Here is a 12,889-nt window from a genome sequence, read left to right on the forward strand (position 1 = left end):
CCTTTCTAATTACGTTCGATTTCCACCATGGTGAAGCACTCGATGATGTCACCTTCCTTGATATCGTTATAATCCTCGATGCCGATACCACACTCGTAGCCCTGGTTGACTTCTTTGGCATCGTCCTTGAAGCGCTTCAGGGATGAGATCTTGCCCTCGTGGACAACGATCCCGTCTCTGACCAGACGGATCTCCTTGTTTCTGGCCACCTTGCCCTCGGTGATGTAGGCACCGGCAACGATACCCACGCCCGGCACCTTGAAGGTATTTCTGACCTCTGCCTTTCCGAGAACTTCTTCCTTGAATTCCGGATCAAGCATGCCCTTCATGGCGGCTTCCACATCATTGATCACATCGTAGATGACACGGTACAGACGCAGTTCCACACCGTGCTGCTCTGCCATGGACGCGATCGCGGTGGACGGTCTGACATTGAACCCGATGATGACGGCATCGGAAGTCTCTGCCAGCATGATATCGGATTCGGATACGGTACCTACGCCGGAGTGGACCACATTCACCTTGACCTCGTCGTTGTTCAGTTTCTCCAGAGAGGAAATCATGGCGCCAACAGAGCCCTGTACATCGGCCTTGATGACCAGGTTCAGTTCCTTGGTCTCTCCCTCCTGGATCTGGCTGAAGAGCTTATCCAGGGTCATGCTGGAATTCTTGGCCAGGACCTCTTCGCGGAGCTTTTCTTTTCTGTTTTCGGCGATCTCTCTGGCCGTCTTATCGTCCCTGACGGCGTCGAACTCATCACCCGCCTGAGGAACGTCTGTCAGTCCCAGGATTTCTACCGCTGTGGCCGGACCGGCTTTCTTCAGCACGTTACCCTTGTCGTCTGTCATGCGACGGATTCTTCCGGAACATGTACCGGCAACGATGCTTTGGCCAGCCTGCAGAGTACCGTTCAGGATCAACAGGGAGGCCACAGGCCCCTTGGCTTTGTCCAGTCTGGCCTCGATCACAGAACCGTGGGCAAGCCGGTTGGGGTTTGCCTTCAATTCCATCATCTCTGCCTGCAGCAGAATCATCTCCAGCAGGTTGGTGATTCCCTCGCCGGTCTTGGCAGATACGGGAACACTGATGACGTCTCCGCCCCAGTCCTCCACCAGGACACCCTGATCGGCCAGATCTTTCTTGACCATATCCGGATTGGCTCCGGGCTTGTCCATCTTGTTGATGGCGACGATGATCGGCACGCCGGCTGCCTTGGCATGGCTGATGGATTCGATGGTCTGCGGCTTGACGCTGTCATCGGCAGCGACAACCAGTACGGCGATATCTGTAATGTGGGCACCTCTGGCACGCATGGCGGTGAAGGCCTCGTGTCCCGGAGTGTCCAGGAAGACGATCTTCTGTCCGTTGATGCTGACCTCGGATGCACCGATGTGCTGCGTGATTCCTCCGGACTCAGAAGAGGTTACGTTGGTGTTGCGGATAGCATCCAACAGAGATGTCTTACCGTGGTCAACGTGGCCCATGACAGTGATGATCGGGGATCTGTCCTTCAGATCCTTCTCTCTGTCCTCGAAATGCTCGATCCCTTCCTCGATGATCTCTTCCTCTACCTTGCCGATCACGACCTCCAGTCCCAGTTCCTCGGCCAGGACCATCAGTGTGTCCTCGTCGATGTTCTGGTTGATGTTGGCCATAACGCCCAGCTTCATCAGGGTCATGATGACCTTGGAGGTAGAGACCTCTGCCTGCTCACAGAAACCAGCCACCGTGATCGGAACGTTGATCTTGATGGTGCCCTCTGGCAGTACTTCTTCTTCGATCTCCGGCTCTACGTCCTTCGGCTTGTTGTACTTCTTGCGTTCCTTCTTCTCCAGCGACTTGCGATCGAACTTGGCGAACTTGTTCCTGTCATCATGTCTGTGGTTGTTGTTTCCACGTCTCTCGGAACGGTTCTTGCCACCGGAGGTTCCTCCGGCAGGCGCTGCCTTCGGCACGCGGTTGCTGCCTCTGTTCTCGTTGACCGCCGGCTTTCTTCTGCCGCCGCTCTTGTTCTGCGCATTGGTTCCAGCAGAGGGACGTCCGCCACTGCGGCGCTCGTTTCTGTGCTCGTTTCTGGAACTGGTCCTGCTCCGCTTGTCGTCAGCATTCTTGCCTGTGGTGCTGTTCTTGCGCGTATTGTCGATCTCTCCGGCCTTCCGAATGATCCGCGGGCCCTGAGGACGCGGTGCATCGGCACCGGCTCTCTTGATACGGGAGCCGGCAGGCTTCCTGTCTTCTTTCTTCCCTGCACCGGTCTCCGTATGGGTCTTCACAGCAGGCTTCTTCTCTTCCATCTGCGGTTTCTTTTCTTCTTTCTTTGGTGTCGGCTTCGCGTCAGTCTTTTCGATGGCCTTGGAGGCAGGTTTCTCTACTGGCGTACGCTCCGTTTTCTTCGGTTCGGCTTTCGTAGCAGATGCCTTCTCTACGGGCTTGTCAGCAGGAGCCTGCTTTGTGACCGTTCTCTCCGCATCGTCCTCGGTCCTCTCCTTCTGGCGCCTGGCAAGCATCGCCTCATCGACTACGGGCTTACCCACCGGAGGTTTCTTCTTGTTGGCGAGAAAAGCCTCATCCACGATCGGCTTACCTACCGGAATCTTCTTGCCGGTAGCCGTCGTCTTGGTGGTCGCTTTCTTCTCCCCGTTTCCCCTGAGCTTTGCTTCCACGTCTGCCGTGACATTGCTCATATGGCTCTTCAGTTCGATCCCATTTTCAGCGGCCTTTGCGATCAGGTCCTTACTCGCGATCCCCATCTCTTTCGCAAGTTCATATACCTTTTTTGTCATTAAACACCTCTCCTTCCGCTTGTATCTTGTCTATCTCGCTACGGATCACTCGGGCAAAGCCTGCATCTGTGACAGCGAAGATGTTGTTCCCCTGCCGTCCTGTGATCCTGGAAAGTTCCTCTCGTGTCCCGAAAATGCGATAGTCGACTTGCCCCGCCTCACATTTCCGTGTCATCTTCTCGATCGATCCTTCGGCGGTGTCCTCCGCGATGATCAGAAGTCTGACCTTTCTCTTCTCTACAAGCATAAGACATGTATTATATCCGGCGCTCAGCTTGCGGGCCTTCGCTGCAAAGCCCAGATATCCAAACAGCTTATCACTTATCATGCAACAACTCCTCAAAGATCGGATCCGTCTCCTCCGCGCTGAAGTTGGTCCGGAAGCTTCTGGACAAAGCCTTCTTCCGGCGCGCCTGTTCGATACAGGCACGGTCATCGCAGAGATACACGCCTCTCCCGTTCGCCTTGCCGGTCCGGTCAACAGACAGCTTCTCCTGGAACCAGGCGATGCGAATCATCTCTTGTTTTGGTTTTGATTCCATGCACCCGATGCACCGACGCATCGGCGGTTTTCCGTTATTCTTCCTCCGGCTCACCTACAGCCTCCTCCGGTTCCTCGGTGATTTCCTCCGGCACGTCCATGATCTCATCCTCCTCATACTCGGAGTAGTACTGCGTATGACTCTTGATGTCGATCTTCCAGCCACTGACTCTGGCCGCCAGGCGTACGTTCTGTCCCTGCTTTCCGATGGCCAGCGACAGCTGATCATCCGGCACGATGGCGGTGGCAATACGGGCTTCCTCATCCTCGATCACCACGTCTTCCACATCGGAAGGGCTTAGTACGTTGCAAATCAGTTCCTCAGGATCATCGCTCCAGAAAATGATATCGATCTTCTCTCCGCTGAGCTCGTCCACCACATTCTGTACGCGGGCACCTCTGGAACCGACGCATGCTCCCACCGGATCCACGTTCTCATCGTTGGACCATACGGCCATCTTGGTTCTGGAACCAGCCTCTCTGGACACACCGCGGATCTCCACGATCCCGTCCTGGATCTCTGGTACTTCCAGTTCAAACAGTCTCTCCACCAGTCCCGGATGGGATCTGGAGAGAAAGACCTGCGGACCCTTGGTGGCTTCCTTCACGTCCATGATATATACCTTCAGTCTGTCCCCAACACGGAAATGCTCGCCCGGAACCTGCTCACCGGCGGAGAGAATCCCCTCCGTTCTGCCGATGTTGACGAAGAGAGTGTTGTTGCTTCTTCTCTGTACCACACCGGTGACGATCTCCCCCTGTCTGTCCACGTACTCGTCGTAGATCATCTTTCGCTCGGTCTCTCTCAGTCTCTGCACCACCACCTGTTTGGCTGTGGTAGCAGCGATCCGGCCGAAATCTCTCGGCTCCACCGCGAATTCGATGGCATCCCCGATCTCATAACGGGGATCGATCTCCATGGCTTCATCCAGGGACATCTGTGTCATCTCGTCTTCCACTTCCTCCACGATATCCTTCCGCATCAGAACGGCGACATCCCCTGTGTCCGGATTGATGACTACACGAACATTCTGCGATGTCCCGTAGTTCTTCCTGTACGCGGATACCAGCGCGTTCTCAATGGTGTCAAGAAGAAGATCTTTGGAGATTCTTTTTTCTTTTTCGAGTTCATTGAGCGCTTCGATAAACTCTTTATTCATCTGGCTATTACCTCCCCTAAAAAATCACTGCAAGACGAACCCCTGCGGTCTCGTCCTCTCCGCATGCAACTGTCTGCCCATCCTCTGTCTCGATGGTGATCACACCATCCGTCCGTCCGATCAGCTTACCCTGGAACTCCTTCTGCCCGTCTCTGGCCTTGTAGAGCTTCAGGTCTACGATCTCGCCGGCATACCGATCAAAATGCTCCTGCGTCAGGAGCGGTCTGTCCATGCCCGGCGAACTGACTTCCAGATAGTAGTTCTGCTGGATCGGATCCTCCCGGTCCAGTTCCTCTGAGAGGAATCGAGAGACCGCCTCACAGTCATCTGTACTTACATACTCTTCGTCCGTCCTGTCGATAAACACGCGCAGGTACCAGTCCTTGCCTTCCTTCCGGAACTCTGTATGATAGAGCTCCAGTCCGTGCTCCTCCAGGAAAGATGTGAGGATTCTGCCGACCAGATCACGGATGTTGTTCTTCTGTGTCTTTGCCATTCTGCCTCCATACAAAACTGAAAGAGTGGGGTTTGCCCACTCTTCTGCACCTTGTATTAACGATTCCATAGATTACTTTACCATATATCCGGCAAACTGTCAAGGAAAACCTTTGGGCGCCAGCCTCAGATCTGGCTTCAGATCGCAAAGGTCAACTGATCGGTCTCTGGCATGCCGTCGAACACACCGTGCTCCCGCAATGTCTCGATCACAGACTTGGATACCTTGGAACGGTTCCTGGCTTCCTCCACGGTCCCAAAGGGTTTCTCCGCATAGGCATCTGCCAGTGCTTCTGCCGCGGATGCTCCCACTCCAGGAAAAGCCACATAGGGCAGCACGAGCTGTCCATCGACCACCTTGAATCTCAGTGCATCCGACAGACCCAGCTCGGCATCCCGGAAGGTGAATCCACGGGCGTACATCTCATATACAAGTTCCAACACCGTGATCTGTCCTTCTTTCTTCTTACGCTCGTTCTTCTCCAGATGACTGTATTCCTCCAGTTTGCTGAGTATGGCCGCAGAGCCGGCCAGGATGGTAGCCACATCGAAATCATCCGCCGCATTGGTGAAGGTCGCCGCATAAAATTCCGCCGGGTAGTAGACTTTGTACCAGGCCAGACGAAAAGACATCATCACGTAAGCCACCGCATGCGCCCGGGGGAACATGTACTCGATCTTCCCGCAGGAGTCGATGTACCATTGGGGTACGTCATGCTCCCGCATGAGTTCTTTGTCCTCTTCCTTCAGGACTCGATTCTTCTTTCGGACATCCTCCATGATCTGGAAAGCCTTCTCGTTCTCCAGACCCTTCAAGATCAGATAGTTCATGATATCATCACGGGTGGAGATGACCTCGCGCATGGTGGCCACGCCCTCCCGGATGTAGTCCTGAGCATTTCCAAGCCATACGGCTGTCCCGTGAGAGAAGCCTGACATACGCACCAGATCAGCGAACTTGTCCGGTTTGACATCGTCCAACATCCCCCGCACAAAGGATGTTCCAAACTCCGGAATCCCGTAGCTTCCATGGGTGAACTGGTAGTCCGGATCCTGGATCTTCAGTGCCTCTGTACCATTGAATATGGACAGTACCGTCCGATCCGACAGATCCAGTTCCATGGGATCCACCCCGGTCATGTCCTGCAGATGACGGATCATGGAGGGGATGTTGTGCCCCAGGATATCCAGTTTCAGCAGGTTGGAGTCGATCTTGTGATAGTCGAAATGGGTGGTGATAATGTCCGAAGATGTATCGTTAGCCGGGCGCTGGATGGGACAGAACTCGTATATCTCCCTGTCGTCCGGTACGATGACGATGCCCCCCGGATGCTGGCCCGTTGTCCGTTTGACACCGGTGCATCCGATGGCCAGCCGCTTCAGTTCGAACTCGTTGATGCTCCGTCCTGTCTCCTCGGCGAATTTCCGCACAAAGCCTTTCGCCGTTTTCTCCTGAATTGCGGACACGGTACCTGCCTTGTAAACGTTCTTCTCGCCGAAGATGACCCCCACATACTTATGGGCTCTGGCCTGATACTCACCCGCAAAGTTCAGGTCGATATCCGGTTCCTTGTTCCCCTCGAAACCCAGGAAGGTGGCAAAGGGAATGGTGAACCCATCCCGGTGCATCATGGTGCCGCAATGGGGACACGCCTTCTCCGGCATATCGATGCCGCAGTCATAGAGGTTCATATCCCCCCACTCCAGGTGCTTGCAGTTGGGACAGATATAATGCGGATCCAGGGGGTTTACCTCCGTGATCCCTGCCATGGTGGCCGCAAAGGAGGATCCCACGGAACCTCGCGATCCCACCAGGTACCCATCCTCATTGGACTTGCGCACCAGCATCTGGGCCGACACGTACATCACCGCGTAGCCATTGCTGATGATCGCATTCAGCTCTGTATCCAGCCTTGTCTGTATGATCTCCGGCAAAGGATCCCCGTAGATCTCATGTGCCCTTTCCATACAGGTGACTCGCAGCGTCTCCTCGGCCCCTTCGATCTTGGGAGGACACTTCTCCTTGGGAACCGGCCTGACATCGTCGATCATGTCCGCAATCTTGTTGGGATTTTCCACTACCACCCGGTAGGCGTCTTCCTCTCCTAGATAGGCGAACTCCTCCATCATTTCCTCGGTGGTACGCAGATAGAGGCCTTCTCCGTTTTCCGCGTCCTTGAACCCCTTTCCCATCATGATGATGTTGCGGAAGATCGCGGACTCCGGCTCGTTATAATGGGCGTCTGTGGTAGCCACCACCGGTTTCCCCAACCGGTCTGCCAGAGCAATGATCCTGCGGTTAAGTTCCCGCAGGTCGTCCCAGGAGTTTACCTCCGGGTACCGCTCATTCTCGATCATGAACCGGTTGTTGATCAACGGCTGGATCTCCAGATAGTCATAGAAGGAGGCGATCTCATCGATTTCCTCTTGCGGCCGATTCTCCCGTACTGCCCTGTATACCTCGCCAGCTTCACAGGCCGATCCGATGATGATCCCCTCCCGGTACTGTCGGATCACCGACTTGGGAAGTCTGGGCCTGCGATAGAAATAGTGGAGATGCGAGATGGAGACCAGCTTGTACAGGTTCTTCAACCCCTCCTGGCTGGCCGCCAGAAGGATGATGTGATTGGTCTTGACCGGATCCTTTCGGGTTCCCTTGTAGTCGATGCTTCCGTCCTCCTGGATGCGGTCCCTGTCTTCGAACACATATCCTTCCATGCCAAGGATGACCTTGATGCCGCGCTTCTGCCCCGCTCCGAATGCGTCCGGAAAACTCTGAACGACACCGTGGTCCGTGATGGCAACCGCCGGCTGTCCCCAGTCTGCCGCTGTGTTCACCATCTGTGCCGGATCGTTCATTCCATCCATGTCGCTCATGATGGTGTGGGCATGCAGTTCCACCCTGTGTATTCCCTGGTAGTGATCTTCCCGCCGGGGTGCCTGTCGCACCTCGATGTTACGAATCATCACATCCAGTAGGTTGTCAAATCGATTCAGTTCTGTGGTGCCCTCTGCAGCCACATAAGTACCTTCCTTATATGTATCTCCGATCTCCGCCCATTTTTCATTCTCGATGAAGAACTTGAGCCGAGCGGAGGTGGCTTTGTCCGTAATGACAAGAGAGACCACCAGCCGATCGTCTCGGATCGGTTTCTCCTCTCGGTGGAAGATCATCCCCTCAACCACCACATCACCGCTTTCCGGGGACAACGAAGCCAAGGGCACCGAGTTCCCGGTCACCTTGTTCCCCAGACCGCCCCGTCGCCGCCTGTTTCGCTTGGGTGTGCCCACCGGTTTCCCGGCAGGTGCGCTTGACCTGGGCTTCGGAGCATCTCCCGCTGCAGGCTTGGGTGCCGCCGCCTGTTCAGCGATGATCCGGTTCTCCAGCTCCTTCTCGACCAGATCATACTGCTCCGCGTCATTGCGGAACATGACACGGATAGGCCGCTTAAGGAGTCCGGATAGCCCCTCGTCCACAAACCTGGCCGCACTATGGTTCAGAGTCTCACTCATGGTCTGCCCCACTGTGAAGATGGTGACCTGCTCCCCTTCTACGACGACCTTCCCGGGATCGATCCGGCCAAAGTAGTAGCCGTTGTGGCGTCGCAGCACCCGTTCTGTTTCCAGAGCCACTGCAATCGTTTCCTCTATGGCCAAATCCTCTCTAACGAAATGCATACGCACGCGGCTGACGCCGGGGATTTCCACAGAGATCCTGTCCGCGATCTGCTCCTCTGCCTCTTGCGGCAACACAAAATCCAGGCTGACCTTCAGTTCCAGGAGTCCGGTATGCTCGCTAAGGATCGCATCCAGGATCTCACACTGAAGATCATCCGGTCCTTTTCCGACTCTCTTCCAATCTATATTGTCAACAAATACTTTGTTCATGCGTTTCTAATCGTCCGGATCAGCTCTTCTGCAAGATCCTCTTCCTTCACTGTCTTGATGACTTCCCCTCTGGCGATGATCATCCCCTTGCCGTCGCCGCCGCAGCAGCCGAAGTCAGCAGATGCTCCCTCGCCGGGGCCGTTTACCACGCATCCCATGACTGCGACCTTCAGTCCTGGTGGAAGGTCGGTCATAGCAGCAAGCCGCCGATCCACATCTTCTGCCAGAGCCGCGAGATCGATCCGTGTGCGCCCGCAGGTGGGACAGGACACCAGATCGTACCTGGGTTCTCTCATTCCGATCACTTCCAGAATCTCTCTGGCCGCATAGATCTCCTCTACCGGATCTGCGGTCAGGGACACACGAATGGTATCGCCGATGCCAGCCAGCAGCAATGCGCCCAGCCCTGCAGCGGATTTCAGTTTCCCCCGGCGGACTGTACCGGCTTCCGTGATCCCGATATGAAAGGGATGCTCTGTGTTCTGGGCGGCCAGCCTGTGCGCCTGATAGGTCATGGCCACATCTGATGACTTGATGGAGATCACCAGATTGTCGTAGCCCATATCCTCGATGCGTCTTACATTCCGAAGGGCACTCTCTGCCAGTCCCTCCGCAGTGACACCACCGTTTTTCTCCAGGATATCCTTCTCAAGAGAACCGGAATTGACACCGACGCGGATGGGGATCTGCCGTTCTCTTGCCGCATCGACCACAGCACATACACGCTCATCGGAGCCGATGTTGCCAGGGTTGATACGTATCTTGTCCGCACCGGCTTCCATAGCGCCGATGGCCAGGCGATAATCAAAATGAATGTCTGCCACCATGGGCATATCTGTATGCTGCCGCACGCGGCGGAACACCTCCAGACCTTCCTGATCCGGTACCGCCAGCCGGACGATATCACACCCGGCATCCTGCAGCCTGGCGATCTGTTCGGTGATCCCTTTCTCGTCTCTGGAATCCGCATTGGTCATGGACTGGATTGCCACCGGTGCCCCACCGCCGATGGGAATATCTCTGATCATTACCTGTTTACTCATCGTCTTACTCCTCTTGCTACGCTGCCCGGATTGATCATTGCAGCAGCCTGCTGATGTCATTCCAGGTGACCAGCACCACCAGAAGCAGCAACAGAATCATTCCCGCTGCATGCACCATAGCCTCTTGCCGGTCTGTGATCTTTTCTCCTGTGATCTGCCGTATGATGACGAATACGATGCGACCTCCATCCAGGGCTGGAAACGGAAGCAGGTTTAGAATGGCCAGGTTCCAGCTGATGAGTGCCAGCAGCATCAGGAAGGAGGTTAATCCCCTGGACTCTGTCTGATGCACCAGCGACACCATCCCCACAGGACCTGCTACATCGTCCGCCTTCACTCCGCCGGTAAACAACTGATGGAATGCATCGATCATCATCCCGCCCAGATTCTTCGTGGCGATGGCACCGTAGCCAAGTGACTTCAGAACACTTCTTTCTCTTCCCCAGGTGATACCGATCTTGTAACCTTGGTCTTGTTTTTCGGGAGTCACGGTAAGGTCTTGATTCTTCCCCTCCCGTTCAACGGTCACGGTCATGGGCTTCCCCCTGACGATGACCTCTGCCACATCGTCCACATCACGAGTACGCTGTCCATCGATGGCCACGATGGTATCTCCCGGCTGCATCCCGGCGATGGCTGCCGGACTTTCCGGCACCACCTCCTGCACCTGAAGACTGGCGAACCCCAGGATCCCCAACATCACCGTCAGTGCCAGATACGCGATGAGCACGTTCATTGCCGCACCGGACACCAGAATGATGATGCGCGCCCACCATGGCTTGTTGCAGAATGCACGGTCATCCTCTGAGTCGCCATCCTCCCCCTCCAGGGCATTGTAACCGCCGATGGGAAGGATCCTAATGGAATACAGTGTCTCCCGGCCTTGTTTTTTCCAGATTGCCGGACCCATCCCAAAGGCAAACTCGTTGACTCTGACTCCCAGCAATCTCGCCGCAAGAAAATGCCCCAGCTCGTGGGGAAAGATCATCAAGGCAAACAACAGGATCGCAAGTATCGCTGTCTTCATAGCAATATCCTCTCTGTCTTTTCTCTGGTCTCTCGGTCGATGGCAACGATGGTCTCAAGATCCGGATCCTCCACCTTGTCGTGGGACTCCATCATCTGACGGATTCCCTCCGCGATCTGGGTAAACCCGATCCGCTTGTCCAAAAAGGCCTGCACCAGGATCTCATTGGCCGCGTTCATGACCACTGGATAGCTGCCTCCTTCTCTGGAGGCCTCGATTGCCAGACCCATACACCGAAACACATCCATGTCGGGTTTCTGGAAGGTGAGACTTGCTGCCTTTCCAAAGAAGTCCAGACTCTCATAACCAGTCTCCAGCCTGTCCGGATACGCCAGCGCCACCTCGATGGGAACACGCATATCCGGAACGCCCAGCTGGGCAAGAATCGACGAATCGCAGAACTCCACCCCGGAGTGCATCACGCTCTGGGGATGTACCAGTACCTGAATATCATCGATATCTACATCGAACAGCCATCTGGCCTCGATCATCTCCAATCCTTTGTTCATCATGGTGGCAGAGTCGATAGTGATCTTCTGCCCCATGCTCCAATTGGGGTGTTTCAGCGCCATCTCCGGGGTCACGCTCTCCAGCTGTTTCCTGGACCAGCCCCGGAAAGGCCCACCGGACGCGGTGAGCAGGATCCTTCGGATCTTCTTACCCTGGTTCCCCATGAGACACTGGAAGATCGCGCTGTGTTCGGAATCCACGGGGAGCATTTGCACGCCCTCCTCCCGGACGGCCTTCATGACCACACTGCCGCCGGCCACCAGGGTCTCCTTGTTGGCTAGGGCGATGTCATGCCCGGCACGGATAGCCTTGTAGGTTGGCACCAGTCCACGCATACCCATCAGGGAATTCAGTAGCACATCACAGTCCTCTGTGGCAACGTGATCGATTCCCTCTTCCCCATAGAAGAAAGCCACCCCGGGGAACTCCCAGGCCAGCCGTTCGCAGTCTTCCTTCCGAAGACACGCCGCATAACGGGGCCGAAACTCTGCCAGCTGCTGCCGGAAAAGCTCAATATTACGGCCACAGGTCATTCCTACGGCCACAAACCGTGCAGGGTTGTCTCTAATGACGGAAAGCGCCTGCGTTCCAATGGAACCGGTGCTTCCCAGAATAGTAATCTTCTTCATGTTGCTTCCTGTCTATCCCAGCTGAAAATGCTGCATCACGATAGCGATATAGTAGTAAACAAACGGTCCGGTGAACAGAACACTGTCAAACCGATCCATGATCCCGCCGTGTCCCGGAATGAGGTTCCCGTAGTCCTTGATCCCCATCTTCCGCTTGTAGGCGGAGGCGGTCAGGTCACCGCACATGGAGATCGGAGAACCGATGACCCCGATGATGATACAGTGGACCAGGTACTGCGGGCAGAGAAAGTATCCGAACAATCCGCAGACCAGGGCGCTTCCAAGCACGCCGCCCACAGCACCCTCCCAGGTCTTCTTGGGACTCAGGTGCGGACACATCTTGTGCTTTCCCAGGAACACGCCTGAGAAATAGGCGAATATATCTGATCCGAACGCACAAAGCAGTACCAGCCAGATCATGATCCGGTATTCTCCGGTACCGTCCACCAACACCACGTGGTACGAGAAGAAGATGATATATACGATGCCGACGATGGTGGCCATGGCATCCATGGGGGTGTGATGCTCTACGTCGAACATCACCAGGGACCCTGCCATCACGGAAAGTACCAGCCAGCCCGCCAGCAAGACCGGTTCTCCCGGCCACAGTCCATGGATCAGGTAAAGCAGAAACAGCGAGCCCACTGCCACTGGAAAGGAAGGTTGCACTTTCATGGCATTGAAGCCGTTGTAGAACTCCTTCACTCCCATGAACCCGATCAATATGCAGAGCGCCGCAAGCAGATAGCCGCCGAAATACACCACTGCCAGAAGGGGGACCATACAGATCCCGGATATGATTCTTGTCTTCAT

At 55.4% G+C, this 12,889-nt stretch carries 10 protein-coding genes; all 10 read right to left on the reverse strand.

The window, feature by feature from the left end; genetic code table 11:
- Positions 1 to 5: 5 nt before the first annotated feature.
- Complete coding sequence (infB, locus tag P156_RS0103545; protein ID WP_027868950.1) at positions 6 to 2,783, reverse strand: translation initiation factor IF-2; 2,778 nt, start codon at positions 2,781 to 2,783, stop codon at positions 6 to 8.
- Positions 2,764 to 3,111 (reverse strand): L7Ae/L30e/S12e/Gadd45 family ribosomal protein, encoded by a 348-nt coding sequence (locus P156_RS0103550; RefSeq protein WP_027868951.1) that lies wholly within the window; start codon positions 3,109 to 3,111, stop codon positions 2,764 to 2,766. The genes infB and P156_RS0103550 overlap by 20 nt, the downstream gene beginning before the upstream one ends.
- Positions 3,101 to 3,379 (reverse strand): RNase P modulator RnpM, encoded by a 279-nt coding sequence (rnpM, locus tag P156_RS0103555; RefSeq protein ID WP_027868952.1) that lies wholly within the window; start codon positions 3,377 to 3,379, stop codon positions 3,101 to 3,103. Before rnpM ends, P156_RS0103550 begins: the two co-directional genes overlap by 11 nt.
- Positions 3,360 to 4,484, reverse strand: coding sequence for a transcription termination factor NusA (gene nusA, locus P156_RS11425; protein ID WP_051600593.1), 1,125 nt, complete (start codon positions 4,482 to 4,484; stop codon positions 3,360 to 3,362). Before nusA ends, rnpM begins: the two co-directional genes overlap by 20 nt.
- Positions 4,485 to 4,500: 16 nt before the next feature.
- Positions 4,501 to 4,980: a ribosome maturation factor RimP gene (gene rimP, locus P156_RS0103565; RefSeq protein WP_027868953.1), complete on the reverse strand. Its 480-nt coding sequence runs from the start codon at positions 4,978 to 4,980 to the stop codon at positions 4,501 to 4,503.
- Between the two features lie 137 nt (positions 4,981 to 5,117).
- Entirely contained in the window at positions 5,118 to 8,867 is a 3,750-nt protein-coding gene (locus P156_RS0103570; protein ID WP_027868954.1) for a PolC-type DNA polymerase III, read from the reverse strand.
- Positions 8,864 to 9,970: a flavodoxin-dependent (E)-4-hydroxy-3-methylbut-2-enyl-diphosphate synthase gene (gene ispG / locus P156_RS0103575; protein WP_081818434.1), complete on the reverse strand. Its 1,107-nt coding sequence runs from the start codon at positions 9,968 to 9,970 to the stop codon at positions 8,864 to 8,866. Before ispG ends, P156_RS0103570 begins: the two co-directional genes overlap by 4 nt.
- Positions 9,945 to 10,937, reverse strand: coding sequence for an RIP metalloprotease RseP (gene rseP / locus P156_RS0103580; protein ID WP_027868956.1), 993 nt, complete (start codon positions 10,935 to 10,937; stop codon positions 9,945 to 9,947). Before rseP ends, ispG begins: the two co-directional genes overlap by 26 nt.
- On the reverse strand, positions 10,934 to 12,076 hold the full coding sequence (dxr, locus tag P156_RS0103585) for a 1-deoxy-D-xylulose-5-phosphate reductoisomerase (RefSeq protein WP_027868957.1): 1,143 nt from the start codon (positions 12,074 to 12,076) through the stop codon (positions 10,934 to 10,936). The genes rseP and dxr overlap by 4 nt, the downstream gene beginning before the upstream one ends.
- Positions 12,077 to 12,088: 12 nt before the next feature.
- Positions 12,089 to 12,889 carry a phosphatidate cytidylyltransferase gene (locus tag P156_RS0103590; RefSeq protein WP_027868958.1) on the reverse strand — a complete coding sequence of 267 codons (801 nt, stop codon included), beginning with the start codon at positions 12,887 to 12,889 and terminating at the stop codon, positions 12,089 to 12,091.

It is taken from the genome of Eubacterium sp. AB3007 (assembly GCF_000688015.1).
GTDB lineage: Bacteria > Bacillota > Clostridia > Peptostreptococcales > Anaerovoracaceae > Aminicella.